General features: G+C 75.5%; 25 protein-coding genes. 14 read left to right on the forward strand and 11 right to left on the reverse strand.

Annotated elements, in window-relative coordinates; all coding sequences use genetic code 11:
* The first annotated feature begins 143 nt into the window (after positions 1-143).
* Entirely contained in the window at positions 144-2,282 is a 2,139-nt protein-coding gene (gene helR, locus BLR12_RS05305; protein ID WP_255363311.1) for an RNA polymerase recycling motor ATPase HelR, read from the forward strand.
* A gap of 12 nt (positions 2,283-2,294) precedes the next feature.
* Here the strand turns inward: helR and BLR12_RS05310 are convergent, their stop codons facing one another.
* From BLR12_RS05310 to BLR12_RS05325, 4 genes are all read right to left on the reverse strand, one after another.
* Positions 2,295-2,831, reverse strand: coding sequence for a hypothetical protein (locus tag BLR12_RS05310; protein WP_091374584.1), 537 nt, complete (start codon positions 2,829-2,831; stop codon positions 2,295-2,297).
* A gap of 105 nt (positions 2,832-2,936) precedes the next feature.
* Complete coding sequence (locus BLR12_RS05315; protein WP_091374587.1) at positions 2,937-3,971, reverse strand: uroporphyrinogen decarboxylase family protein; 1,035 nt, start codon at positions 3,969-3,971, stop codon at positions 2,937-2,939.
* 129 nt (positions 3,972-4,100) lie between these two features.
* On the reverse strand, positions 4,101-4,931 hold the full coding sequence (locus tag BLR12_RS05320; protein ID WP_091374591.1) for an IclR family transcriptional regulator domain-containing protein: 831 nt from the start codon (positions 4,929-4,931) through the stop codon (positions 4,101-4,103).
* A gap of 25 nt (positions 4,932-4,956) precedes the next feature.
* Entirely contained in the window at positions 4,957-6,432 is a 1,476-nt protein-coding gene (locus BLR12_RS05325; RefSeq protein WP_255363312.1) for an amidohydrolase family protein, read from the reverse strand.
* 224 nt (positions 6,433-6,656) lie between these two features.
* On the opposite strand from BLR12_RS05325, the gene BLR12_RS05330 reads away from it, so the two are divergent.
* From BLR12_RS05330 to BLR12_RS05355, 6 genes are read left to right on the forward strand one after another with little or no spacing between them, the layout of a single operon-like run.
* Positions 6,657-7,829 (forward strand): CaiB/BaiF CoA transferase family protein, encoded by a 1,173-nt coding sequence (locus BLR12_RS05330; protein WP_091374593.1) that lies wholly within the window; start codon positions 6,657-6,659, stop codon positions 7,827-7,829.
* Positions 7,826-8,662 (forward strand): citryl-CoA lyase, encoded by an 837-nt coding sequence (locus BLR12_RS05335; RefSeq protein ID WP_091374596.1) that lies wholly within the window; start codon positions 7,826-7,828, stop codon positions 8,660-8,662. The genes BLR12_RS05330 and BLR12_RS05335 overlap by 4 nt, the downstream gene beginning before the upstream one ends.
* Positions 8,655-9,518 carry a DODA-type extradiol aromatic ring-opening family dioxygenase gene (locus BLR12_RS05340; protein ID WP_091374599.1) on the forward strand — a complete coding sequence of 288 codons (864 nt, stop codon included), beginning with the start codon at positions 8,655-8,657 and terminating at the stop codon, positions 9,516-9,518. Before BLR12_RS05335 ends, BLR12_RS05340 begins: the two co-directional genes overlap by 8 nt.
* Complete coding sequence (locus BLR12_RS05345) at positions 9,515-9,874, forward strand: hypothetical protein (protein ID WP_091374601.1); 360 nt, start codon at positions 9,515-9,517, stop codon at positions 9,872-9,874. The genes BLR12_RS05340 and BLR12_RS05345 overlap by 4 nt, the downstream gene beginning before the upstream one ends.
* 11 nt (positions 9,875-9,885) lie before the next feature.
* Positions 9,886-10,857, forward strand: a complete 972-nt coding sequence (locus BLR12_RS05350; protein ID WP_091374604.1) for a quinone oxidoreductase family protein — start codon at positions 9,886-9,888, stop codon at positions 10,855-10,857.
* Between the two features lie 39 nt (positions 10,858-10,896).
* The gene (locus BLR12_RS05355) at positions 10,897-11,613 is read left to right on the forward strand and encodes a TVP38/TMEM64 family protein (protein WP_218120551.1); all 717 of its coding nucleotides are present in this window, start codon (positions 10,897-10,899) and stop codon (positions 11,611-11,613) included.
* On the opposite strand, the gene BLR12_RS05360 is transcribed toward BLR12_RS05355, so the two are convergent.
* Entirely contained in the window at positions 11,573-12,460 is an 888-nt protein-coding gene (locus tag BLR12_RS05360; RefSeq protein WP_091374608.1) for an amidohydrolase family protein, read from the reverse strand. The two genes, BLR12_RS05355 and BLR12_RS05360, sit on opposite strands and share 41 nt — an antisense overlap.
* 48 nt (positions 12,461-12,508) lie before the next feature.
* Positions 12,509-13,996: an AAA-type ATPase lid domain-containing protein gene (locus tag BLR12_RS05365; protein ID WP_218120552.1), complete on the reverse strand. Its 1,488-nt coding sequence runs from the start codon at positions 13,994-13,996 to the stop codon at positions 12,509-12,511.
* A 221-nt stretch (positions 13,997-14,217) separates the two neighbouring features.
* On the opposite strand from BLR12_RS05365, the gene BLR12_RS05370 reads away from it, so the two are divergent.
* The 3 genes from BLR12_RS05370 to BLR12_RS05380 are packed head-to-tail and all read left to right on the forward strand — an operon-like array spanning position 14,218 to position 17,064.
* Positions 14,218-15,261, forward strand: a complete 1,044-nt coding sequence (locus BLR12_RS05370; RefSeq protein ID WP_091374611.1) for an amidohydrolase family protein — start codon at positions 14,218-14,220, stop codon at positions 15,259-15,261.
* 13 nt (positions 15,262-15,274) lie between these two features.
* Positions 15,275-16,042 (forward strand): metal-sulfur cluster assembly factor, encoded by a 768-nt coding sequence (locus BLR12_RS05375; RefSeq protein WP_091374614.1) that lies wholly within the window; start codon positions 15,275-15,277, stop codon positions 16,040-16,042.
* Positions 16,039-17,064 (forward strand): NAD(P)-dependent alcohol dehydrogenase, encoded by a 1,026-nt coding sequence (locus BLR12_RS05380; RefSeq protein WP_091374615.1) that lies wholly within the window; start codon positions 16,039-16,041, stop codon positions 17,062-17,064. The genes BLR12_RS05375 and BLR12_RS05380 overlap by 4 nt, the downstream gene beginning before the upstream one ends.
* Before the next feature lie 151 nt (positions 17,065-17,215).
* Here the strand turns inward: BLR12_RS05380 and BLR12_RS05385 are convergent, their stop codons facing one another.
* Positions 17,216-18,397, reverse strand: coding sequence for a hypothetical protein (locus BLR12_RS05385; RefSeq protein WP_143018710.1), 1,182 nt, complete (start codon positions 18,395-18,397; stop codon positions 17,216-17,218).
* 150 nt (positions 18,398-18,547) lie between these two features.
* Between BLR12_RS05385 and BLR12_RS05395 the strand changes: the two genes are divergently transcribed.
* Positions 18,548-19,522 (forward strand): site-specific integrase, encoded by a 975-nt coding sequence (locus tag BLR12_RS05395; protein ID WP_255363313.1) that lies wholly within the window; start codon positions 18,548-18,550, stop codon positions 19,520-19,522.
* A 28-nt stretch (positions 19,523-19,550) separates the two neighbouring features.
* On the opposite strand, the gene BLR12_RS05400 is transcribed toward BLR12_RS05395, so the two are convergent.
* Positions 19,551-20,165, reverse strand: a complete 615-nt coding sequence (locus tag BLR12_RS05400; RefSeq protein ID WP_091374627.1) for a maleylpyruvate isomerase N-terminal domain-containing protein — start codon at positions 20,163-20,165, stop codon at positions 19,551-19,553.
* Between the two features lie 160 nt (positions 20,166-20,325).
* Here BLR12_RS05400 and BLR12_RS05405 point away from each other — a divergent pair, with 160 nt between their 5' ends.
* Genes BLR12_RS05405 through BLR12_RS05415 form a run of 3 tightly spaced genes read left to right on the forward strand, consistent with a single transcriptional unit; the run spans position 20,326 to position 22,132 of the window.
* On the forward strand, positions 20,326-20,805 hold the full coding sequence (locus BLR12_RS05405) for a DUF2975 domain-containing protein (RefSeq protein WP_091374630.1): 480 nt from the start codon (positions 20,326-20,328) through the stop codon (positions 20,803-20,805).
* Positions 20,805-21,011, forward strand: a complete 207-nt coding sequence (locus tag BLR12_RS05410) for a helix-turn-helix domain-containing protein (RefSeq protein WP_091374634.1) — start codon at positions 20,805-20,807, stop codon at positions 21,009-21,011. Before BLR12_RS05405 ends, BLR12_RS05410 begins: the two co-directional genes overlap by 1 nt.
* A complete protein-coding gene (locus BLR12_RS05415; RefSeq protein ID WP_218120553.1) occupies positions 21,008-22,132 on the forward strand; it encodes an NAD(P)/FAD-dependent oxidoreductase in 1,125 nt (374 codons plus the stop codon). The genes BLR12_RS05410 and BLR12_RS05415 overlap by 4 nt, the downstream gene beginning before the upstream one ends.
* A gap of 9 nt (positions 22,133-22,141) precedes the next feature.
* Here BLR12_RS05415 and BLR12_RS05420 read toward each other — a convergent pair whose 3' ends face one another.
* From BLR12_RS05420 to BLR12_RS05430, 3 genes are all read right to left on the reverse strand, one after another.
* Positions 22,142-22,630 carry a DUF5313 family protein gene (locus tag BLR12_RS05420; protein ID WP_255363314.1) on the reverse strand — a complete coding sequence of 163 codons (489 nt, stop codon included), beginning with the start codon at positions 22,628-22,630 and terminating at the stop codon, positions 22,142-22,144.
* An 82-nt stretch (positions 22,631-22,712) separates the two neighbouring features.
* Positions 22,713-23,225: a MarR family winged helix-turn-helix transcriptional regulator gene (locus BLR12_RS05425; protein ID WP_091374640.1), complete on the reverse strand. Its 513-nt coding sequence runs from the start codon at positions 23,223-23,225 to the stop codon at positions 22,713-22,715.
* Positions 23,226-23,299: 74 nt separating this feature from the next.
* Entirely contained in the window at positions 23,300-24,289 is a 990-nt protein-coding gene (locus tag BLR12_RS05430; protein WP_091374643.1) for an NAD-dependent epimerase/dehydratase family protein, read from the reverse strand.
* Positions 24,290-24,292 lie beyond the last annotated feature (3 nt).

Below are 24,292 nucleotides of genomic sequence, written 5' to 3' on the forward strand. Positions count from 1 at the left end.
ACCGGCGCGGACCTCCTGGCGCGCGACGCGGCCGCGAGGAACTCCCTCACCTCCAGTTGTAGCAGGTTTCGGCCGTCCTCATGAGCACGGATCCTTCGTTCTAAGGTCGCGGACCTCAGATCGGAGTCGATGCCGTGAACCCCGTGACCAGCAGCCCGTTCGACCTCCCCGACCACCTCGCCGCCAAGGCCGACCCGGCGCTCGTCGCCGGCGACGAGCAGCACTTCGCGGCCATGGCGCACAGCCTCCAGCAGTCGATCGCCGACCTGTCCGAGCGCCTCGACGCCGAGCGCAGGGCGCCCGGAGGCACGGGCCAGGCGGCGCTGGACCGCGACCTGGAGGTCCACCGGCTGACCGCCCGGCTGCGCACCCTGCGCCGGTACGGGCTGGACCTGTGCCTGGGACGCATCGTCGGCGCGGACGGGCCCGAGCCCGTGTACGTCGGGCGACTCGGCCTCACCGACGGCGCGGGGCGCCGGCTGCTCGTCGACTGGCGCTCCCCGGCCGCCGAGCCGTTCTTCGGCGCCACCCACGCCGACCCGATGGGCCTGGCCAGCCGCCGCCGGTACCGCTGGACCCGCGGCCGGATCACCGACTACTGGGACGAGGTGTTCACCCCCGACGGGTTCGAGGGGCACGCCGCGCTCGACGACCAGTCCGCCTTCATCGCCAGCCTGGGCAGCAACCGGTCGGCCCGGATGCGCGACGTGCTCGGCACCATCCAGGCCGACCAGGACGCCATCGTCCGGGCGGGGTCCGACGGCGTGCTCGTCGTCGACGGCGGTCCGGGTACCGGGAAGACCGTCGTCGCCCTGCACCGGACCGCCTACCTCCTCTACTCCGACCCCCGCCTCGGTCACCGCCGGGGCGGCGTGCTGTTCGTCGGTCCGCACGAGCCCTACCTGGCCTACGTCGGCGACGTCCTCCCGAGCCTGGGCGAGGAGGGCGTGCGGACGGCCACCCTGCGGGACCTGGTCCCCGAGGGCGCCGCGGCGGGGACCGAGGCCGACCCGGAGGTGGCCCGCCTCAAGGCGTCCATGGACGTGGGGACGGTGATCGAGGCGGCGGTCCGGTTCTACGAGGAGCCGCCCACGACGGGGACGACGGTCGAGACCGGCTCCGCCGACGTCCGGCTGGGCGCCGACGACTGGGCCGAAGCGTTCGAGTCGCCGGATCCCGGCACCCCGCACAACGAGGCGCGCGACCAGGTGTGGGAGGCGCTGCTCACGATCCTGGTGGACGCGCACGACGGCGACGAACCGGCTGACCTGGTCCGGACGTCGCTGCAGCGGAACAGGGAGCTGCTCGGCGCCCTCGACCGGGCGTGGCCGCTGCTGGAGGCGGCCGACCTCGTCGGGGACCTGTGGTCGGTGCCGGCCTACCTGCGCAGGTGCGCCCCCTGGCTCGGCCCCGACGACGTCCGCAGGCTGCAGCGTGCGGCCCCCCGGGCCTGGACGGTGTCCGACCTGCCGTTCCTGGACGCCGCACGGCAGCGGCTCGGCGACCCGGAGGTGTCCCGGCGCAGGCGCCGGCAGGCGGCGATCGCCGCCGCCGAGCGCGAGCGGATGGCCGGCGTCATCGAGGAGCTGATCGCGGCCGACGACTCCGAGCTGCTGCTGATGACGAGCCTGCGCCACCAGGACCTCCGGGACGCCCTGGTCGACCAGGCCGCGCTGCCCACCGCCGACCCGGACCTGCTCGCCGGCCCCTTCGCGCACGTCGTCGTGGACGAGGCCCAGGAGCTGACCGACGCGGAGTGGCAGATGCTGCTGCTCCGCTGCCCGTCCCGGAGCCTCACCGTCGTCGGGGACCGCGCCCAGGCCCGGCACGGCTTCGCCGGCTCGTGGGAGGAGCGGCTCCGGCGGATCGGCCTGGACCGGGTCACCGTGGCCTCGCTGACCGTCAACTACCGGACGCCGGCCGAGGTCATGACCGAGGCCGAGCCGGTCATCCGGGCCGTGCTCCCCGACGCCAACGTGCCGACGTCCGTCCGCAGCACCGGCGTCCCCGTCCTGCACGGGTCCGTCTCGGACCTGGACCGCGTCCTCGACACCTGGCTCGCCCAGCACGCCGAGGGGATCGCCTGCGTCATCGGCGACCCCACGTCCCGGGCGGGATCCCGCGTCCGGTCGCTGACCCCGGAGCTGGCGAAGGGGCTCGAGTTCGACCTGGTCGTCCTCGTCGACCCGGAGGGGTTCGGCGAGGGCGTCGAGGGAGCGGTCGACCGCTACGTCGCGATGACCCGGGCGACCCAGCGACTCGTCGTCCTCACCGGCTCCTGACGCCGGCCGGGGTCAGTGCAGCACCGTCTTGAGCACGACCAGCGCGCAACCGAAGGCCCCGCTGAGGACCACGTACAGCGCCAGCTCGGCCCCCCGCATCCGGCCGCGCCGGCCGGCGACCACCGCCCAGAGCACCAGCACGGCGGTCGTCGCCCACAGCCCGGCCAGCACGGCGGTGTTCGCCCGGAAGCCGAGCAGGTGCACGACGCCCACGACGACCAGCGGGCCGTAGGAGGCGGCGACCAGTGACCACTCGTCACGCAGCAGCTCACGGACGTCCGACCGGTGGGGACGGCGACCGGTGCGGATGCGCTGGCCGACCAGGTCGGCGTAGACGTGGGCCAGCCAGTACACCAGCTGGGTCACCAGGACCAGGGCGAGCACCCGGGGGACGTCGACGGAGTCGCGGGCTCCCTCGGTGGCGATGAGCGACCCGGCCAGCACGGTGCCGTACACGGCGCTGGCCGGGTTGCGGCTCGGGCCCGATCCCACGCCGGCCGGTGGGCCCTCCCGCAGTGCGGACGTGGACCCGGAACCGGGGGCAGTCATCCTGGCGCTCCTCCGCTGGTCGGTGTCGGTCGCCCCTCGGGGCTCGGTCCCGGACGGGACGGTCCGAGCGTGCCACCGTCCCACCCGGCGGCTCCCGGCGCCCGGCTACAGCTCGGCGCGCAGCATCGCGGCCGCCTCGGCGAGGGCGCGCATCTTGCCCGCCGCGGCGGCCCTCGGCAGGTACTTCAGGCCGCAGTCGCTGGAGAGCACCAGCCGGTCGACGTCGACGTCGTCGAGCGCCCGCCGCACCCGGCCGGCGATCGTCTCCGGCGTCTCGACCTCCGGCGTCGAGAGGTCCAGCACGCCGAGGGCGATCCCCTTGCCCCGCAGCGGGCGGAGGGTCGTGGGGTCCAGGTGCGACTGCGCCGTCTCGACCGAGATCGTGTCGGCCGGCACGTCGGCGAGCTCGGGCAGGAACGAGTAGCCCTCCGGGCGGTCGGCGACCATCGCGGCGTAGCCGAAGCAGAGGTGCACGTGCACCGGCCCCGCGACGCCGGCCACGGCGCGGGTCAGCGCCTCGGCGCCGTAGCGGCGGGCCACGTCCGGGCGCGCCTGCAGCCACGGCTCGTCGAGCTGGACGATGTCGGCACCCGCGGCGAACAGGTCGGCGATCTCCTCGCGGACGACGTCCGCGTACGCCAGGGCCAGGGCGCGGTCGTCGGGGTAGTGGTCGTCCTGCGCCTGCTGGGCCATGGTGAACGGCCCGGGCACGGTCATCTTGACCGCGCGGTCGGTGTGCTCCCGCAGGAAGCGGACGTCGCGGACCTGGACCGGCCCCGGACGGCGGATCTCCCCGGTCACCCGCGGCACCGGGATGTCCACACCCGAGCGGTTGCGCACGGTGCCCGGCCGGTCGAGGTCCACGCCGTCGAGCGCCGTCGCGAAGTGGTTGGAGTAGGACTCCCGGCGGATCTCCCCGTCGGTCAGCACGTCGAGCCCGGCCTCCTCCTGGGCGGCGATGGCGGCCAGCGTGGCGTCGTCCTGGGCCTCCTCGAGGAACCGCGGCGGGATGCGCCACAGCTCCCGCGCGCGGACCCGCGGCGGGAACTGGTGCCCCAGCCGGTCCCGGTCGATGAGCCAGTCGGGCTGGGGGAGGCTGCCGACGATCATCGTGGGCAGCGGCGGGAGCGCGAGGGGCATGGGTCCTCTCCTGTCGGGCGCGGGACGGCCCCCTGCAGGGGCCCGTCGCGAGTCGAAGGACCCCGTCCTCCCCACCCCTCGCGAGCTCGGGGCGGGCCTCGGGACGGGGCCGGGGGCGGGGGGCCGCTCTCAGCGCGGCCCGGTGCTGATGGTGGCCGGCCGGGTCACCTCGACGTGCGGGCGGCTCTGCCACAGCGCCCAGTCGGCGCTCACCTCGCCGGCGGTGCGCAGCAGCCGGGGGAGGTGCTCGCCCAGCAACCGCTCGGTGGAGGTCTCGGCGGCGTGCACGGTGACGTTCACGGCCGCGCGCACCGCGCCGGTGCCGTCCCGCACCGGCACCGCCACCGACCGGACGCCGGGGGCCAGCTCCTCGTCGGCCAGCGCCCACCCGCGGGCGCGGACCGCCGTGAGCTCCTCGCGCAGCTGCTCCGGCGTCCGGCCGATGTAGGTGGGCAGCCCCGCCCGGCTGGGCAGCGCCAGGGTCCGGTCCAGCTCGTCGAGCGGCAGGGCGGCGAGCAGGACCTTGCCCTGCGAGGTCTGCGCGGCGGGGAAGCGGGTGCCGATCTCCACCCGCAGCGTGATCAGCTTCGGCACCGAGACGCGGGCGACGTAGACGATGTCCGGGCCGTCGAGCTGCGCCATCGACGAGGACTCGCCGGTCTGCGCGACCAGGGCCTCCAGGTGCGGGCGGGCGACGTCCCACAGGCCCAGCGCCCCGACGTAGGCCATGCCGAGGGTGAGCACCCGCGGGGTCAGCTCGAAGCCGCCCCCGCCCTGCCGGACGAACCCGAGCTCCTCGAGGGTGAGCAGCAGCCGCCGGGCCGTGGGCCGGGCGAGGCCGGCGGCGGCCGCCACCTCCGACAGCGACATCGTGCGGTGACCGGCGTCGAAGACGGCCAGCACGTCGAGCCCGCGCGCCAGCGCCTCCACGAAGTCCGGCCCCGCCCCGCGTCCCGCCATCCGTCGTCCCTCCCGTCCGGCGCGCTCAGCGGCCGAGCACCCGCTCCTCGCCGCCGGCCCGCTTCGACTCGTCCTTGAAGTCGGAGTACTGGTACGGGTTGTCGAGGATCTCGGCCTCGGCCTCCGGCATCTGGGGGAACATCCCGGCCCGCCACGCCTCCTCGCCGATCTCGGCCTTGAGGTACTCGATGGTGTCCTCGATCTCCCGGCGGACCGGTGCGAGGTCGATGCCGACCAGCTTCCCGTCGTGCTTCACGACCCGGCCGTCCACGATCACCGTGTGCACGTCGCCGCGCTGCGCCTGGAAGACGACGTGGCCCAGGGGGTTGAGCAGCGGGAAGGACACCGGCGACGCGTCGTTCTTGACCAGCACGACGTCGGCCTTCTTGCCCGGCTGCAGGGTGCCCAGGTCGTCGCGGCCGATCGTGCGGGCACCGCCCCGGGTCGTCCACTCCAGGACCTGCTGGGCACGCAGCCGCAGGTGGGTGATCGTCTCGCCCTCCAGGTGGGCGGTCAGGTGCTCCGACATCCGGTCGGCGTTGAGGGTGGCGCGCATCGCGGAGAACATGTCGCCGCTCCACCACACGCTGGTGTCCATCGACAGCGACACCGGGATGCCGTACTGGAGCACCTGCTCGGTCGGGGCGTGCCCCTGGCCGGCGCTGCACTCGGACTCCGTGGCCACCGAGATGGAGCCGCCGGTCGCGGCGATGCGCTGGTAGCTGTCCCGGGTGAGCGTGGAGGCGTGCACGTAGGTGGTCTCCGGCGTCATGAAGCCGCCGTCGTACATCTGCTGGATGCCGGTGTCGCTCGTGGCGCCCCACACGCCGGCGTGGGTGGTGACCGGCAGCCCCAGCTCGCGCGCCACCTCGAAGGCCGCCTTCTCCGGGAAGGCCGGGTCGCCGGTGACGTCGAAGGCGATCTGCACGCCCATCATGTCGTCGCGCTCGTCGCGCAGCCGTTCCAGGAACGACCGGACGGCGGGGTCGGCGGTCCACTCCCAGGGGCCGGCCTGGATGTTGCCGTAGGCGAGGACGAACCGGCCGGGCACCGAGCGGAGGGCGTCGAGGGCGGCCTCGCCGTGCTCGACGGTGTGCAGGTTGTGCGACCAGTCGACCGTGGTCGTGACGCCGGCGTCGAGCGACTCGATGGCGGCCAGCCGGTTGCCCGCGGCGATGTCCTGCGGGCGGAACTTCTTCCCGTGCTCGAGGTAGTACCAGACGAAGTACTGGGTCAGCGTCCAGTCCGCGCCGTAGCCGCGCATGGCGGTCTGCCACATGTGCCGGTGGGTGTCGATCATCCCGGGCATGACGATGCCGCCGCGCGCGTCGATCTCCCGGGTGCCCGCGGGCACGTCGAGCGCCGTGCCGACGGCGGCGATGCGGTCGTCGACGACCAGCACGTCCGTGTCGGGCAGCACGGTGCCGGCGTCGTCCATGGTCAGCACCGTCCCCCCGCGCAGGACGACGGGCCGGTCGGCCTCGGTGCTCGGTTCGCTCACGGACTACTCCTCGGTTCCGGCGACGGGTTCGGACGTCCGTCCGTACTGCGGACAGCTCCGAGTGGCGACACCTTCGCGGTGACTGCGGTCACGTGTCAAGCGCGGCTGCAGTCCGAGCACCCGCGCTTGACACGCGTCGACATCGGTGCGGAGACTCCGCCGGACGGTCGTCCGCACAGCGGCACGACCAGGACTGCACCAGCGGTGGAAGGACATCCGGACCGATGACGACAGACGGCACCGGGCGCGGCCCGCTCTCCGGGCTGGTGGTGGCCGACTTCTCCCGCATCCTCGCCGGGCCGTACGCCACGATGCTGCTCGCCGACCTGGGCGCCGACGTGGTCAAGGTGGAGAGCCCCGGCGGGGACGACACCCGCACCTGGGCCCCGCCGGTCCGCGACGGCGTCTCCACCTACTACCTGGGCGTCAACCGCAACAAGCGCTCGGTCGCCCTGGACCTCACCGACCCCGACGACGTCGCCGCCGCCCGGGAGCTGGCCCGCCGCGCCGACGTGCTGGTCGAGAACTTCAAGCCCGGCGGGCTGGCCCGCTTCGGCCTGGACCACGCGACGGTGTCGACGACGAACCCGGGCATCGTCTACGCCTCGATCAGCGGCTTCGGCAGCGGCCCGGGCGGCCGCTCGCTGCCCGGCTACGACCTCATCGTGCAGGCGATCTCCGGGCTGATGAGCCTGACCGGCGACCCGGACGGCGATCCCTACCGCGCCGGGGTCGCCGTCTTCGACGTCATGGCGGGCCTGCACGCCACCATCGGCGTGCTGTCCGCGCTGAACCTGCGCCGGGAGACCGGCCGCGGCCAGCACGTCGAGGTCGACCTGCTGTCCTCGGCGCTGTCCGGGCTGGTCAACCAGACCAGTGCCTACGTCGCCGGCGACGTCGTCCCGTTCCGGATGGGCAACAGCCACCCGAGCCTGTTCCCCTACGAACCGCTGCCGTGCTCGGACGGCGACCTGATCGTCACCGCCGGCAACGACGGCCAGTTCCGCAAGCTGTGCGACGTGCTCGGGGTGCCGGAGCTGGCCGAGGACCCCCGCTTCCTCCACAACGAGGACCGCACCGCCAACCGGGACCGGCTGCGCCCACTGCTGGTCGAGCGGCTGCGCACCCGCACCAAGATGGAGTGGTTCCGCGACATCATCGGCGCGGGCGTGCCCTGCGGGCCGATCAACACGATCGACCAGGGCGTCGCCTTCGCCGAGGAGGTCGGGTTGGCGCCGGTGGTCACCGTGGGGGAGGGGGCCGCCGCCGTGCCGTCGGTCCGCAACCCGATCCGCTTCTCCGACACCGCGGCGCAGTACCGCCTGCCGCCGCCCCGGGTCGACGAGCACGGCGCGGAGATCCGCCGCTGGCTGGCCGAGGGGCCCGGGACGCGGTGACCGGGTACCCGACGGCGCTGGGCGCCTCCAGCCGCGAGTCCATCACCCTGCTGGGCACCGACCTGGCCCGCGACGTCATGGGCACGGTCGGCTTCGGCGAGCTGGCCTTCTGGCTGGCCACCCAGCGCCGGCCCACGCCGGGGGAGACCCGGGTCTTCGAGGCCGTGCTCGCCGCGCTGGCCGACCACGGGTTCACCCCGACGGCGATCGTCACCCGGCTGACCTACCTCTCGGCGCCGGACTCGGTGCAGGGCGCGCTGGCCGCGGGCCTGCTGGGCGGCGGTTCCCGCTTCCTCGGCGTGACCGAGGACTGCGGCCGGTTCCTGCACGACGTCCTCACCTCCGTCGAGGGCGGGCTGCCCACCGACGACGCCGGCTGGGACGCCCTGGCGCTGGAGACGGTGACCGCCCAGCGGGCCGCGCGCCGGTTCGTGCCGGGCCTGGGCCACCACGTGCACAAGGACGGCGACCCGCGCACCCCGCGGCTGTTCCAGATCGCCGCGGAGGAGGACCTGCTCGGCCCGCACCTGGCGCTGTTCGCCGCGATCGGGCGGGTCCACCCCCAGGTCCTCGGGAAGACCCTGCCGCTCAACGGCGCCGGCGTCTGCGGCGCCGCGCTGGCCGACCTCGGGCTGCCGCTGGAGCTGCTGCGCGGCTTCGCGCTGCTGGCCCGCACCGCCGGGCTGATCGGCCAGCTCGCCGAGGAGCTGCGCCACCCGGTGGCCAACGAGGTCTTCCTGTCGGTGGACCTCGCCAACCGGTCGGTCGCGCCCGACCCCTACGTGCCCGACCCGCTCCCGAACACCGATCCGACCGGAGGTCGTCGTGGCTGAAGTCGCCGCGGTCATCGCGTCCACCCACCACCCGTTCTACTACCGGGCCAGCACCGCGACCGGTGCGGACCGGCCGCCGTTCGCGGACGAGTGGGTGGCCAAGATCGAGCGCTTCCGGGAGACCCTGACCCGGGCCGAGCCCGACGTGCTGGTGATGGTCGGCAGCGACCACTTCCACCAGCTGTGGCTGGACAACATGCCGCAGTTCCTCGTGGGCAAGGCGCCGTTCTTCGACGCGAACTTCTACAACGAGGAGCGGGAGTTCGGCCTGCCGCGGATGACCCTGCGCGGCGAGGAGGACCTGGCCGCGCACCTGCTGCGCGACGGGCTGGACCGCGACTTCGACCTGGCCTTCAGCAACGAGCTGCGGATCGACCACAGCATCACCTGCCCGATCATCACGCTGCGCCCCCAGGCCGACCTGCCGATCGTGCCGGTCTACACCAACATCTTCGCCCCGCCGCTGCCGCAGCCGCGCCGGTTCGTCGCCCTGGGCAGGGCCATCCGGGAGATGGTCGAGTCCTGGGAGAGCGACAAGCGGGTGGCGGTCATCGGCACCGGCCACCTGTCGCTGGAGCTCGGCGGGCCGCGCCAGTTCGGCGAGCACGGCCCGGACCCGGAGTTCGACCGCAGGGCCGTGGAGTGGATCGCCTCGGGCGACGTCGAAGGCTGCCTGGCCGAGGTCTCGCTGGAGTCCCTGCACGCCCCGGGCAACGCCACCCACGGGTTCATGGACTTCATGCTGATGATGGGCGTCGCCGGCGCGGGGCAGAAGGCCGACCACGTCGACACCCTCGACCTGTTCCACACGATGGAGGCCTACTTCACCTGGTACCCGAACGGAGCCCCGGCGTGAGTCGCTACCTGCTGGACAAGTTCCTCTACACCGTCGACCGCGACCCCGAGCTGGTCGAGCGCTACCGCGAGGACCCGGCCGGCACCGTCGAGTGGTGGGAGGCGGAGATGGCCGACAGGATCCTCAACTGCACCGACGACGAGCGCTCGACCTGGCTCGAGTTCACCGAGGACGAGCGCCGCGCGCTGCGCGAGCACGACCACGTGACGCTCTTCCAGATGGGCGCCCACCCGTTCCTCACGCTGACGCTGTTCATCGCCCTGTTCGAGCGCGACCACGGGCCGCTGGAGTACCAGAAGGCCTACGGCGCGGCGATGGCCCACATCTCGCTGCCCTACCCCGACATCGCGACCTGAGCGGAGGGGACGTGCGCGCCGCCGTCCTGCACACCCCGGGCAGCCCGCCGTCCCACCGGGAGCACCCGACCCCGGAGCCGGCGCCGGGCCGGACGCTGGTCCGGGTCACCGCCGCGCCGGTCGTCCCGCTGGACCTGCTCTGCGCCTCCGGGACGTCGTACTTCGGCCGCCCGGCCGTCCCGTACGTGCCCGGGGTGCAGGGCGTCGGCGTGGTGGAGCGGTCCGACGCCCTGCCGCCCGGCGCCCGGGTGTGGTTCGCCACGTCGGCCGGGATGGCGCCCGGGGACGGCGCCCTCGCCGAGCGCTGCGCCGTGCCGGACGCCGACGTGGTGCCGGTGACCGCCGACCTGCCGGACACCGCGGTCGCCGCGCTGGGGCTCTCGGCGGTCGCGGCGTGGATGGCGCTGACCTGGCGCGGCCGGTTCACCGCGGGGGAGCGGGTGGTCGTCCTCGGCGGCGGCGGGGCGGTCGGGCAGGTCGCCGTCGGTGCGGCCCGGCTGCTGGGTGCCGCGCGGGTCGTCGCCGTCTGCCGCTCGGCCGCGGCCGCGGAGCGGGCCCGCGCCGCCGGCGCCGAGGAGGTGGTGGCGCCGGACGGCGATGCGGACGCGCTCGCCGAGCGGCTGCGCGGGGCCGCCGGCGGCGCGGTCGACGTCGTCGTCGACCCGGTGTTCGGCGTGGCGGCGGCGGCCGCGGCCCGCGTGCTCGCGCCCGGCGGCCGGCTGGTCAACCTGGGCAGTGCCGGCGGTGACGAGGCCGCCTTCTCCTCTGCGGTGCTGCGCAGCCGGTCGGCCGAGGTGCTCGGGTACACCAACAACGCGCTGACCCCCGGGCAGCGGGCCGGGGCGCTGGCCACGGTGCTCGGGCACGCCGCGGCGGGCCGGCTCGGCGTCGCGCACGAGGTGCTGCCGCTGACCGAGATCGAGCGGGCCTGGCGGCGGCAGGCCGCCGGCGACGCCGGCGTCCGGTCCGTGCTCACCCCCTGACCGGCGGGTGCCCCGACCCAGTGGGCCATCATCGCCCTGGTGACCACCGCGCGACCCGACCGCCTCGTGTGGGTGCGGCTCACCCTGCTGGTCCTCGTCGTCACGCTGGCGGCGGTGGTCGCCGCCGTGGTGGGGCTGCCGGACGTGGCGCAGCTGCGGGCGGACGTCGCCGGCCTCGGGCCGGCGGGCCCCGCCGTCTTCGTCCTGCTGTACGCCGCGGCCACCCTGGCTCCGCTGCCGAAGAACGTGCTCACCGCCGCGGCCGGTGTGCTGTTCGGGCTCGCCGAGGGGGTCGTGGTCGTCCTGGTGGCGGCGCTGCTGGGGGCGGTGGCCGCGTTCGCGCTGGGCCGGGCGCTGGGCCGCGACGCGGTCGAGCGGATCACCGGCACCCGGGTGGCCCGCGTCGACGCGCTGCTCCGCCGGCACGGGCTGCCGGCGGTCCTGGCGGTGCGGCTGGTGCCGGTGCTGCCGTTCACCGCCATCAACTACGCGGCCGGGCTGACCGCCGTCCGGTTCCGGGACTACCTGGGCGGCACCGCGCTCGGGATCGTCCCCGGCACCGTCGCCTTCGTCGCGCTCGGCGCCTACGGCACCTCGCCGGGGTCCTGGCCGTTCGTCGTGGCGGTCGCGGTCCTGGTGGCGCTGACCGCCGGGGGAGTGGTCGCCGCGCGTCGCTCCCGCCGCCGCGGGACGACCCCGGAGCCGGGCACGGCGGTCACCCGAGGCCCAGGGCGCGGACGGCGTTGGCCTTCATGACCAGCGGGCGGACGTCGTCCCTGATCTCCAGCTGCTCGAAGTCGCGGATCCACCGCTCGGGGCGCAGCAGCGGGTAGTCCGAGCCGAACAGCACCTTGGTCTTGAGCAGGGTGTTGGTGGCGCGCACCAGCTGGGGTGGGAAGTACTTCGGCGACCAGCCGGACAGGTCGATGTAGACGTTGGCCTTGTGCTGGGCGACGGCGATCGCGGCGTCCTGCCAGGGCACCGAGGGGTGGGCCATGATGATCGTCAGGCCGGGGAAGTCGGCCGCGACGTCGTCGAGCAGCATCGGGTCGGAGTAGCGCAGCTTGATGCCGCGCCCGCCGGGCAGCCCGGAGCCGATGCCGGTCTGCCCGGTGTGGAACAGCGCCGGCACGCCGAGGGACTCGAGCTCCGCGTACAGCGGGTAGTGCCGGCGGTCGTCGGGCCGGAAGCCCTGCAGGCTGGGGTGGAACTTGAACCCGCGGACGCCGTGGGACTCCACCAGGCGCCGGGCGGTGCGGACGCCGGCCGTCCCGCGGGCGGGGTCGACGGAGCCGAACGGGATGAGCACGTCGGGGTGCTCGGCGGCCGCTTCGGCGATCTCCTCGTTGGACAGCGCGCGCTGCCCGGTCGCGGCCTCGGCGTCGACGGTGAAGACCACCGCGGCCATGCGCAGGGCGCGGTAGTCGGCGGCGATCTGCGGCACCGTCGGGTGGTAGGGGTCGCCCTTGAAGTACTGCGTGGCGGCTGCCCGCAGCTCGTCGTCCAGCGCGAAGTGGCCGTGGTCGTCGGCCTCGACGTGCACGTGGACGTCGATGGCGACGAGCGCGTCGAGGTCCGGGCCGTGGGCGGTCGGCGGGGTCATGTCAGCGCCTCCGGGCGGTCGTCCAGCTGAGCTCGCCGGCCCGGCCGGTCAGTCCGTCGACCGGGGCAGCGTGATCTTGTACTGGGCGATCTTCCGGTACAGCGTGGCGCGGCCGATGCCGAGCGCCTCCGCCGCGCGGGTCACGGTGGTGCCCGGCTCGGTCAGGCACCGGACGATCTCGTCGCGCTCCAGGCGCTCGAGCCGGGTGAGCGTGCGGGTCCCGCTGTCGAGCACCTCGGGCGCCAGGTGCTGGACGTCCACGACGTCGGCACGGGACACCGCCTCGCGGACGACGCGGCGCAGCTGCCGGACGTTGCCCGGCCAGGAGTAGCCGGTCAGCGCCCGGGCCGCCCGCGGGGTGACGCCCACCGTGCGGCGGCGCTCGTGCAGGGCGAAGGCGTGCGCGAGCGGCAGGACGTCGTCGGTGCGGTGCCGCAGCGGCGGGGTCTCCACCACCGTGTCGACCAGGGCGGCCAGCGGGCCGGGGAGCACGGCGTACTCGGGGGCGCTGAGCACGAACCGCTGCGGCCCGGCGGGACGGCGGACCGCCCCGAGGATCCGCGCCAGCTCGTCGGCCGCCCAGGCCGGGAGCTCGGTCAGCCCGGAGACGATCACGCAGGTGTCGGCGTCGCGCAGCTCCGGCGTCCACAGCTCCAGCCAGGCGGCGACGTCGCCGCGGTCGGGAGCCCGGGCGTGCAGCAGCCGCTGGCGGCCGGTCAGCCGGCGGCGGGCCACGGCGGCGAGCGTGGCCTTGCCCGCGCCCGCCTCGCCCACGACCGCCACCACCCGCCCGGCGGCGACGGCGGTGGCGGCATCGGACACCGCGGCGCGCCAGCCGGGGGAGACGCACGGGTCGCCGTCCCCGGCCCCCAGGTGGCCGCCGACGACGTGGAAGACCTCGCCCCGGGGCGCCGGCCGCATGGTGCGCCCGCCGGAGCGGACCAGCATCAGCGCGCTCGTGGCGCTCGCCGCCGCCTGGGCCAGCCCGAGGAGCAGCTCGGAGCCGGTGGACGACCAGGTCGTCAGGTTGATGCTGCCGGCCAGTTCGCCGGTCACCGGCTCGATGACCGGCGCGGCCGCGCAGGTGTAGCCGCGCAGCTCGGCGACGTAGTGGTCCTCCGCCCGGACGAGCGAGGGGGTCCGGTCGGCGAGGGAGAGCCCCAGCCCGTTGGTGCCGGCGTTGCGCTCGTTGTAGGAGAACCCGGGCGCCAGGTGCACCCGGTCCAGGGCGCGCTGGATGGTCGGGTCGTCGCCGAGCCGCGCGAGGACCAGCCCCTCGGAGTCGGCCACCATGAGGCTGACCGGCTCGTTGGCGATCGTCGCCTGCAGGTCGGTGAGGACCCGGTGCGCGCACTCGTAGAGCAGCGAGTCGGTGTCGACCGTGCCGGTGAAGACCGGGATGACCTCGTCGGGGGTGACGCCGTAGTCGTGGCTGCGCCGCCAGGACGCCCGCAGTCGCGGTGCGGCCGCCCGCCCGGCCAGCTGGGGGTCGGGCAGGGGAGCGGGCGCCGCCGAGGGGTCGTCGTGCGTCTCCACGACCCACCTCCGAGGTCCACGGACGGCCGAGCGCCGTGCGCCGGCGGACGTCCGGCCCGTGTGCGTTGCGCCACACTGAATCTACGCTCGGGGCCGACGGCCCAGGTGGAACCGGCGTCCCAAAGTGAGACAGCGACCGCCTACTGGGACGCCGGGGGGCTGCCTAGCGTCGTCGGCCAGAGCGGTGACTGCCATCACACCGTGACCGAGGGAGGCCGGAGATGTACCGCAAGGACGGCGAGAGCTACTACGTCGTGGACGCCCACATCGCCCTGTGGGACGGACGCCCGGAGAACCAGCGCAACATCCACGGCAAGCAGTTCATCGACTGCTTCTACGACTACCACCGCAACCTCAGCCCCGAGTCCGAGGTCTGGAGCTACGAGGAGTACCTCTACCAGGGCGGCGAGCGGCTGATGCGCGACGTCTTCGTCGACGGCATCGTCGACCACGCGATCTTCCAGCCGGCCCGGCTCAAGGAGTTCTACCACCGGGGCTTCGGCCAGACCGAGGAGGCGTTCGCCCTCGCCCAGGCCCACCCGGACAAGCTGACCTACAACCACTACTGGGACCCCCGCGACGGGGAGAACGGCCTGGACGAGCTGCGCCGCAACGCCGAGCGCATGCAGCTCAAGGGCGTGAAGCTCTACACCGCCGACTGGCACGGGGAGTCCCGCGGCTGGAAGCTCACCGACCCGATGGCCTACCGCTACCTGGAGGCCTGCCGCGAGCTCGGCATCAAGAACATCCACATCCACAAGGGCCCGACCATCCGCCCGCTGGACCGCGACGCCTTCGACGTCGCCGACGTCGACCACGTGGCCACCGACTTCACCGACCTGAACTTCGTCGTGGAGCACTGCGGCCTGCCGCGGCTGGAGGACTTCTGCTGGATCGCCACCCAGGAGCCCAACGTGTACGCGGGCCTCGCGGTCGCCATCCCGTTCATCCACACCCGCCCGCGCTACTTCGCGCAGATCATGGGCGAGCTCACCTACTGGCTGGGGGAGGACCGGATCCTGTTCTCCAGCGACTACGCGCTGTGGACGCCGAAGTGGCTGGTCGAGAAGTTCGTGGACTTCCAGATCCCCGAGGACCTGACCGAGTACGCGCCGCTGAGCACTCCGCTGAAGAAGAAGGTGCTGGGTCTCAACGCCGCGAAGCTCTACGACCTGCCGGTGCCGGCCGAGCTGCAGCTGCCCGACGCCGACGAGACCGCCACCGGCCCGCGCGAGCCCGCCGCGGCCGACCTGGCCTCGGTCTGAGGAGGACCCTGCGATGACCGCCGTGCTGCCCGACCTCACCGTGACCGAGGCCGAGGTCAGGGCCGCGCTGGGCACCGTCGTCGACCCCGAGCTGGACGAGCCGATCACCGACGTCGGCTTCGTCCGCTCGGTGTCGGTCCAGGGAGGCGCCGTCGAGGTGCACCTGCGGCTGCCCACCTCCTTCTGCGCGCCGAACTTCGCCTGGCTGATGGTCTCCGACGCCCACGACGCGGTGTCCGCCGTCCCGGGGGTGGGATCCGTGGTGGTCGAGCTCGACGACCACCACGACTCCGACCTGATCAACCGTGGGATGGCGGCCGGGCTGGGCTACCGGGGCACCTTCGGCCACGAGGCGGAGGACTCGCTCGACGAGCTGCGGGCGACCTTCCAGCGCAAGGCGCACACCGCGGCGATGGAGCGGGCGATCACCGCCCTCGTCCGCACCGACCCGGCGGTGGACGTCGCGGCGCTCACCCTCGGCGACCTGCCGGCGGGGGAGCACACCACCGACGCGCTGCTGCGCCGGCGGGCGACCCTGGGCCTGCCCGTCGACGACGGGGCGCCGGTCCTCGTGCGCGACGACGGCACCCGCCCCGACCCCGCGCAGGCCGAGATGGTGCTGCGCCGGGCCCGCTCGGTGCGCATCTCCGTCGACGGCAACGCGCACTTCTGCCGGGGTCTGCTCACCACTCGCTACCCCGGGTCGGAGGCCGACCAGACCCCCCGTCCCGAGGACCGCCTCCTGCTCCCGCTCACCGTCTCGAAGGGAACCCACCCGTGAAGGCCGTCCGCGTGCACGAGTACCACGCCGACCCCACGATCGACGACATCCCCGAACCGCAGCTGCAGGGTCCCCTCGACGTCATCGTCAAGATCGGTGGCGCCGGGGTCTGCCGGACCGACCTGCACATCCTCGAGGGCCAGTGGGCCGACATCCAGAACCCGGAGCTGCCCTACGTCATCGGGCACGAGAACGCCGGCTGGGTGCACGCGGTCGGGGAGGGCGTCACCAACGTCGCCGTCGGTGACACCGTCATCCTGCACCCGCACCCGAGCTGCGGGCTGTGCATGCCCTGCCGCGCCGGCCGGGACATGCAGTGCGAGAACGCCTTCTTCCCCGGGCTGTCCAACAACGACGGGGGCATGGCCGAGTACCTGCGCACCACCGCCCGCGCCTGCGTGAAGCTCGACCCGTCCACCAACCCCGCCGACGTCGCCGCACTCGCGGACGCGGGCATCACCGCCTACCACGCCGTGCGCAAGGCCCTGCCGCTGCTGCACCCGGGCACGACGGCGGTCGTGCAGGGCGCCGGCGGTCTCGGCCACATCGGCGTCCAGTGCCTGGCCGCACTGTCGGGCACCCGGATCGTCGTCGTCGACCGCAACCCCGATGCCCTGGAGCTCGCCCGGCAGATCGGCGCCGACGAGACCGTGGTCGCCGACGGCAACCAGGTGCAGGCGGTCCAGGACCTGACCGGCGGGGGCGCGGACGTCGTCTTCGACTTCGTCGCCGAGCAGGGCGCGGAGATGGACGGCTGGCACATGACCGGCCCGGCCGGCTCGTACTACGTCATCGGGTACGGCGGCGAGCTCCGGATCCCGACGCTGGACTTCGTCGCCGGCGAGAAGAACATCGTCGGCAACATCGTCGGCACCTACACCGACCTGGCCGAGCTGATGGTGCTCGCGCAGGCCGGGAAGGTCACCCTGCACACCCAGCAGTACCCGCTCGACCGGGCCGTGGACGCGCTCCGCGACCTCGACGCCGGGAAGGTCCGGGGCCGGGCGATCCTCGTGCCCTAGAAGGACCACCCTTCTCCCCACGCTGCGCAGACTCAGCGCGGGCCCCTGAAGGGTGGCCGTTCCAGCACGTCGCCAGGGGCCGTTCCGGAGTGATCCGGAGCGGCCCCTCGGCGTTCCGCCCGGTCCCGCCTGCCCTCGGGTGGTGCGCCGGTCAGGGCTCGTGCGGCCCGGCCGAGGCCGGGCCCGGAGCCGCGGGTGGCGGCTGATCGGTGCCGGGCGCCGCGTCGGCCGGCCGCCCCGCGGCGGGCTCCGCCCGCCGGGCACGCAGCGCCTCCTCCAGCCGGGCCTGCGCGGCGACCGCCCGGTCCCGCGCCTCCTCGGCGGTGAGCCGGTCGCGCCGGCTCTCCTCGGCCCGGCGCTCCGCGCGCTCGGCACGGACCGCCTGCGCCTCCGCCCGCCCGGCCTCGGCCTCCGCCCGCGCGTCGGCGGCACGCGCGCGGCCGTCCGCGGCGGCGGCCTCCAGCCGGGCCGCCGCTGCCGCCTGCTCGGCGCGGTGCACCGCCTCCGCCGTCTCTGCCCGGACGCGTTCGAGCTGCTCGCGGGCGGCCCGCTCGGCCGCCAGTGCCTCGTCGCGCGCCGCGTCCGCGTGCGCCGCCCGCTCCCGTGCCGCCGCCGCGTCGGCGACCGCCCGGTCCCACCCCTGCTGCGCCCGGGCCTGCTCACCGCGCGCGCTCTCGGCGTCCCGCACCGCGGCGTCCCGCCGGCGCTCGGCGTCCCGTCGTCCCGCGTCGGCCTCCGCCCGGGCCGCCTCCGCCGCGCCGAGGTCGAGGCGCGCCCGGTCGGCCTCCGCGTGTGCGACCTCGGTCGCGGCCTGCGCGGTCGCGGCCTCGTCCCGGGCGACGGCCGCCTCCTCCCGCGCCCGGGCGGCACCGTCCTCGGCCCGGGCGGCGGCCTCGAGCGCCTCCCGCGTCGTCCGCTCGGCGACCGCCCGCAGCCGGTCGGCGGCCGACGCCCGCTGCTCGGCCTCGGCGACCTCCCGCCGCGCGTCGGTGCGGATCGCCGCCCGCTCTGCCTCCAGCAGCTCGGCGTCGGCGGCCCGGGTCAGCGCGTCGGTGGCTGAGTGCACCTGCTCCTCGATCGCGGCCAGCGTCTGGCGCAGCCGGTCGGCGACCCGGGTGAGCGTGTCCGCCGCGCGGGGCGCGGGCGGCGTCCCGGCGGGCGTCCCGCCGGGGGCGGGGGAGTCCTCGGCGGCCCGCGCCCGGCGGGCGGCGAAGGCGGTCGTGCGGTTGTGGTCGGGGCGGGCGCAGTAGGCCGACCTCCCGCCGGTGGGCGGGGGCGGGGCCACCGGCAGCTCACAGCCGGGGAAGGCGCACGCGGCCGATGGGGCGGTCATGCCGCCATCCTGCGCCCGTTCGTCCGTCAAAGCTCGCTCAACACACGAACGAACGGCGTCGGGTCGGGGAGACGAGACGCCATCCGCACTCCATAATCAACTCTTATGGAGTCCGCCCCGGAAGACCTCAGGACGTCGACACAGTCGGTCGTGCCGGCCGTCGCCGAGGGCGGGCTGCTCCTCCCCGGGGACGTCGCGTCCGTCGGCCGCTACCTCGGCGCGGCGCGCGCCGACTCGACCCGGAAGGCCTACGACGCGGACTTCCGCGCCTGGTCGGACTGGGCCCGGCGGCGCGGCTTCACCCCGCTGCCCGCGGCCGACAGCGCGGTGGCGACCTACCTCGCCGCGCTCGGCGACGCGGGGGCGAGCCCCCGCACCATCGCCCGGCGGCTGTCCGGCATCGGGCACGCCCACCGCGAGGCCGGTCACCCCAGTCCGTCGGAGCACCCGGGCACCCGCGAGGTGCTCCGGGGCATCCGCCGCACCGCGGCCCGCGACGGCCGCCGCCCGCGCAAGGCGCGTGCCCTCGACACCGCGACGATCCGGCTGCTCGTCGAGGAGCTGCCCGACGGCGTGGCCGGTCTGCGCGACCGGGCGCTGATCCTGACCTCGTTCGCCCTCGGGCTGCGGGCGTCGGACGCGTGCGGGCTGGACGTGGCCGACCTCGTGCCGGCCGGGCACGGCGGCCTGGACGTCACCATCGGCCGGTCGAAGACCGACCAGGAGGGCGCCGGCGAGGTGCTGGCGCTCGCGCCGGGGGTGCGGGCGCGGACCTGCCCGGTGCGCGCCCTGCAGGCGTGGGTCGACGCGGCGGGCATCGCGGGGGAGGACGGGCCGCTGTTCCGCAGCGTCGGGCGCGGCCCGACTCCCCGGATCGGGCGCACCCGGATGGCCCGGTCCTCGGTCCGGCTTGTCCTGCGCCGCGCCGCCGAGCGCGCCGGCGTCCCGCTCGACGGGCTCAGCCCGCACAGCCTCCGCCGGTCGTTCGCGACCGAGGGCTACAAGGCCGGCGTGACCGAGCGGGAGCTGGCCCGCACCGGGCGGTGGGCCTCGGTCACGACCATGCGCGGCTACGACGCCAGCAGCCGCTGGGCCGATCCGGCGTCCGCCCGGCTCGGCCTGTGAGGACGCCCGGCGGCCGGCGTCCCCGGGGTCAGAGCACCGACCAGCCCGCCGGGAGCTCCCGCCGGCCGGTGGCGGCCAGCAGGAGCGGCCCGGCCCGGCCGTCGGCGACGGCCAGGTCGGCGACCAGCCGCAGGGCCTGGGCCGCCACCGCGGCCGGGACCTCCAGCGGCAGACCCAGCGCCGTGGCGAGGTCCGCGGTGTGCACGGCCAGCTCGAAGGTGCGCGTCGGCAGGTAGTCGGCCAGGCGCATGCCCCCCGCCACCGTCGTGAGCAGCTCGGTGCCGTCCCGGGCGTCGACGAGCGGGACCACGCGGGCGGCGACCTGCGCCACGGCGGCCGCGGGATCCGGCCCCAGGGCGACCCCGGCCTGGCGTCCGCGGGCGGCGACCTCGGGGCCGGCGGCGATCGCCCGCGTGGCGCGGACGTAGTCGGCGGCGGACCGGATCCCGACGCTCCCGGCGGGGCGCTCGAGGTAGCCCTCGACCGTCAGCAGCGACCGGCTGGTGTGGCCCACGAGGGCGCGGACGTCCCACTCGCCCAGACCGGGCCGGCCCCACCGGTCCCCGACCAGGGCGCTGGTGCGGACGAACCACGCGGCGGCGTCGCCGAAGGCCCGGCGCGAGTCGTCCCACGCAGACGGCATGCCGGCCAGCCTGGCACGGCGCAGGGGGGGTCAGGCGCGCGCGGACCGCGGGCGGCCTCGGTCCCGACGACGTCGGAGCACTCCTCGCTGGTCGACCGGATGACGCGCCGCACCGGGCCACTCGATTGACATTCGATAGGTAGTGAACGATCGTCGATGGGTGCTCACGACGCGCCGGGTGGTCGGCCCGCTCCGGATCCTGCTCGCGCTGGCCTTCGCCGCCCTGCTGGTCGCCCAGGTCGCCGTCCTGCCCCCGCTGTGGGCGGAGATGGCGCAGGAGTCGCCGAACAGCCAGTTCTGGCGGTGGGGGACGCTCGTGGGGACGATCCTCGGGCTGGCCTGCGTCCAGGTCGTCATCGTGTGCACCTGGCAGCTGCTCACCCTGGTCCGCGACGACCGCATCTTCAGCGACGCGTCCCTGGTCTGGGTGAACGCGATCGTGGGTGCGATCGGCGCCGCCGAGCTGCTGCTCCTCGGCTGCTTCGCCTGGTCCGCCCTCACCTGGGAGCACCCCGGGCTGCCGGTCGCCCTCCTGGTGATGCTGGTGGCCGGGGCCGCGCTCGGGCTGCTCGTCGTGGTGCTGCGCGCGCTGCTGCGGCAGGCCACGACGCTGCGGGCGGACCTGGACGGGGTCATCTGATGCCGATCGTGGTGCGCATCGACGTCGAGCTGGCCAGGCGCAAGATGAGCGTCGGGGAGTTCGCCGAGCGGGTCGGGCTGACCCCGGCCAACGTGGCGGTGCTGAAGAACGGCCGCGCCAAGGCCGTCCGCTTCAGCACCCTGGAGGCGATGTGCCGGGTGCTGGACTGCCAGCCCGGCGACCTGCTCGAGTGGGTCGACGGGTGACCGGCGACGCCACCGCGGACGTGCTGGTCGTCGGCGCCGGGCTGGCCGGGTTGCACACGGCCACGGAGCTCGCCCGGCGCGGCCACGACGTGCTGCTGGCCGAGCGGCGGCCCACGCTCACCGGGGCCATCCGCACCACGGGGATCTTCGTCCGCAAGACCCTCGACGACTTCCCGCTGCCGCCGGAGTGCCTGGGGCCGCCCATCCGGCGGGTGGTGCTCTACCCGCCGGGGCTGCGCCGCCCGGTCGACCTGGTCAGCGACCGCGACGAGTACCGGGTCGGCGACATGGGGCCGCTGTACCTGTCCGCCGCCCGCGCCGCGGCCGACGCCGGCGTGCGGCTCGCGCTGGGCGTCCGCTACGCCGGCCGCCGGGACGACGGCTGCTGCCTGCTGGAGGGCCGCGACGGGCCGGTGCGCATGCGGGCGCGGTTCCTCGTCGGCGCCGACGGGGCCCGCTCGCGGGTGGCCCGCGACCTCGGCCTGGACCGCAACCGGCACCTCATCGTCGGCGCCGAGGAGGTCTTCGCCGTCCCCGGCGGCGACGGGCCGCCCACCTTCCACTGCGTGCTCGACCCCTCGCTGGCCCCCGGCTACCTCGCCTGGGTCGTCAACGACGGGCGGCACGCGCACGTCGGCGTGGCCGGCTACGCCGACCGCTACCCCGACGGCATGCGCCGGGCCCTGGCGCGCTTCGCCGGCTCGGCGCCGGGACTGCCCGGCGGCGACCGCCCGACGGAGGTGGAGCGGCGCGGCGGCCCGATCCCCGTCGGCGGCCTGCTGCGCCGGATCGGCGGCCCCGGGGGCCTCCTGGTGGGGGACGCGGCCGGTGCGGTCTCCCCGCTCACCGCCGGTGGCCTCGACCCGTGCCTGCGGTTGTCGCAGCTCGCGGCCGACGTCCTCGACGACGCCCTGCGGGCGGGGGTGCCGGACCCGCTGGCCGGTTACGACGGAGCCGCGCTGCGCGCCCGCTTCCGCGGGCGGCTCGCGCTGCGCCGGGGACTGGCCCAGGTGCGCACACCCGCCGTCGCGGCGGCGGTGTTCCCCCTGCTGCGGACGCCGGTCGGGCGGGCCGCGGCCCGCCGGGTCCTCTTCGGCGACCGGTCCTTCCCCGACGGCTGACCGGGTGGGTCAGCGCCCGTTGCGGCTGCGGTAGCGGGCGGCGCGCCGGGCCGCGGCGGCCCGCCGGCGCTCGCTGTCCCGCTGGTCGCGCAGGTGCGCGGCGTGCTCCCGGTGGGCGGTGGCGGTGCCGGCCGGGTAGCCGGCCTTGACCACCCGGTTCTCCGTGGTCTCGGGCATGTAGGCCAGCGAGTAGATCAGGCCGAGGAAGACCCCGCCGCCGGCCACGGCGGCGCGCAGCTCCCAGGACGCGGGCAGGAGGACCATGATCAGCACGATCGGGATCGACATCTGGACCAGCATGCGGGCGATGTGGCGCAGCCCCCAGGTGCCGGTCGTGGTGTCGTGCAGCACCCAGCCGCGGTGGCGCGCGGGCAGCCCGCCGCCGAGGGCGTACCACAGCCACCGGTGCGGAGCGGGCCGGACGACCGGCTCGGAGGTCGTGCCGGGCTCGTCGGGCTGTGCCATGACCGGTGTCCGCTCCCGTCCGGTGGTGTCCACGCCCCGATGGTCCCCGAGGATGATGGGCACGCCAAGCATTGGGGCACCAACTGTCGCCGATCGCACAGTGTGCCGGTCGCGCTCAGCCGTCGCCGGACGCCGCTCCGCCGGTCCGCGGAGCGGCGGACAGCGCCTGCTGCGAGGCGGCGATGACCTCGGTGAGCGCGCCGTGCAGGGAGACCAGCTCCTCCACCGGCATGCCCAGGCGCTCCACGATGCCGGCGGGGATCGATTCCGCCCGCGCGCGCAGGGCCTGGCCCTCCTCGGTCAGGGCCAGCGCCAGGTTGCGCTGGTCCCGCGGATCGCGCTCGCGGCGCAGCAGGCCGGCCGCCTCCAACCGCTTGAGCAGCGGCGACAGGGTGCCGGGGTCCAGCTGCAGCAGGCCGGAGAGCTCCTTGACCGACAGCCGGCCGTGCTGCCACAGCGCCAGCATCACCAGGTACTGCGGGTGGGTCAGCCCCAGCGGCTCGAGCACCGGCCGGTAGACGGCGACCACATTGCGGGCGGCCACCGAGAGGGCGAAGCACACCTGCCGCTCCAGGGCGAGCGCGTCGCCGGGGTCCAGGGCCGAGGGCGTCGTCCGGCTGGTCGTCACCGGCCCAGCCTAGGACCGTGGCCGGCCGGCGGTCGGGGCGCCGACGGCCGGAGCACCCCTTGCCGGAGGACGCCTCAGCGTGCCGCCGGACGCGGGCCCGCGGCGGCGTACCAGGCGGCCAGGCGGGCGAACCCCTCCTCCAGGGCGACGTGCGGGCGCCAGCCCAGCGCGGCCCGGGTCCGCCGCTGGTCGAACCAGTGCGCGGTCGCCAGCTGCTCGGCCAGGAAGCGGGTGAGCGGGGGGACCGTGCGGCGTCCCGTCGCCGCCCAGACCCCGTCGACCAGCGCGCCGGCCAGGAACGCCGCCCGGGAGGGCACCCGGCCGCGCGGGCCGCGCACCCCCGCTGCCCGGCACAGCCGGGTGAGCACCTCGGCGACCGGGCGCGGTTCGCCGTTGGACACGACCAGCGCCTCGCCGTGCACCGGCCCGCAGGCGTCCACCGCGGCGACCAGGGCCGCGGCGGCGTTGTCGACGTAGGTGGTGTCGACCAGGGCCGCGCCGGACCCGATGACCGGCAGCCGCCCGGCCCGGGCCCGCTCGACGATGCGGGCGACGAGCTGGGTGTCGCCGGGGCCCCACACCAGGTGCGGGCGGACGGCCAGGACGGCGAGCCCGGCGGAGTCCGCGGCCAGGGCGTCCAGCTCGGCCACCGCCTTGGAGCGCGAGTAGGGCCCCCGGGCGGACGCCGGGTCGGCCGGTCCGGCACCGACCCCGGTCAGCGCCGTCCCGGCGTGCGCCACCGACGGGGACGAGACGTGCACCAGCCGGCCGACGCCCTCGGCCCGGCAGGCGTCGACGACGGTGCGGGTGCCGGTGACGTTGGCCGCGGCGTACTCCGCCCACGGGCCGGTGACGTCGACCTTCGCGGCCAGGTGCAGCACGGCGTCCTGGCCGCGGGCGGCGCGCCGCACGACGTCGGGGTCGGCGACGTCCCCCAGCTCCTCGCGGCACGGCAGGCCGGCGGGACGGCGCTGCAGCACGGTGACCTCGTCGCCCCGTGCGAGCAGCGCCTCGGCCGTGGCCCGGCCGAGCATCCCGCTCGCGCCGGTGACCAGCACCCTCACGAC

The sequence above is a fragment of the Geodermatophilus sp. DSM 45219 genome, assembly GCF_900104025.1.
GTDB lineage: Bacteria > Actinomycetota > Actinomycetes > Mycobacteriales > Geodermatophilaceae > Geodermatophilus.

Excerpts from the sequence above, each read along its gene's own strand:
- BLR12_RS05315 (WP_091374587.1), bottom strand. The coding sequence starts at position 3,971 with ATGCCCCTCGCGCTCCCGCCGCTGCCCACGATGATCGTCGGCAGCCTC.
- BLR12_RS05375 (WP_091374614.1), top strand. The coding sequence starts at position 15,275 with ATGACCGCCGTGCTGCCCGACCTCACCGTGACCGAGGCCGAGGTCAGG.
- BLR12_RS05370 (WP_091374611.1), top strand. The coding sequence starts at position 14,218 with ATGTACCGCAAGGACGGCGAGAGCTACTACGTCGTGGACGCCCACATC.
- BLR12_RS05360 (WP_091374608.1), bottom strand. The coding sequence starts at position 12,460 with ATGACCCCGCCGACCGCCCACGGCCCGGACCTCGACGCGCTCGTCGCC.
- BLR12_RS05385 (WP_143018710.1), bottom strand. The coding sequence starts at position 18,397 with ATGACCGCCCCATCGGCCGCGTGCGCCTTCCCCGGCTGTGAGCTGCCG.
- BLR12_RS05320 (WP_091374591.1), bottom strand. The coding sequence starts at position 4,931 with ATGGCGGGACGCGGGGCGGGGCCGGACTTCGTGGAGGCGCTGGCGCGC.
- BLR12_RS05410 (WP_091374634.1), top strand. The coding sequence starts at position 20,805 with ATGCCGATCGTGGTGCGCATCGACGTCGAGCTGGCCAGGCGCAAGATG.
- BLR12_RS05310 (WP_091374584.1), bottom strand. The coding sequence starts at position 2,831 with ATGACTGCCCCCGGTTCCGGGTCCACGTCCGCACTGCGGGAGGGCCCA.
- BLR12_RS05400 (WP_091374627.1), bottom strand. The coding sequence starts at position 20,165 with ATGCCGTCTGCGTGGGACGACTCGCGCCGGGCCTTCGGCGACGCCGCC.
- BLR12_RS05330 (WP_091374593.1), top strand. The coding sequence starts at position 6,657 with ATGACGACAGACGGCACCGGGCGCGGCCCGCTCTCCGGGCTGGTGGTG.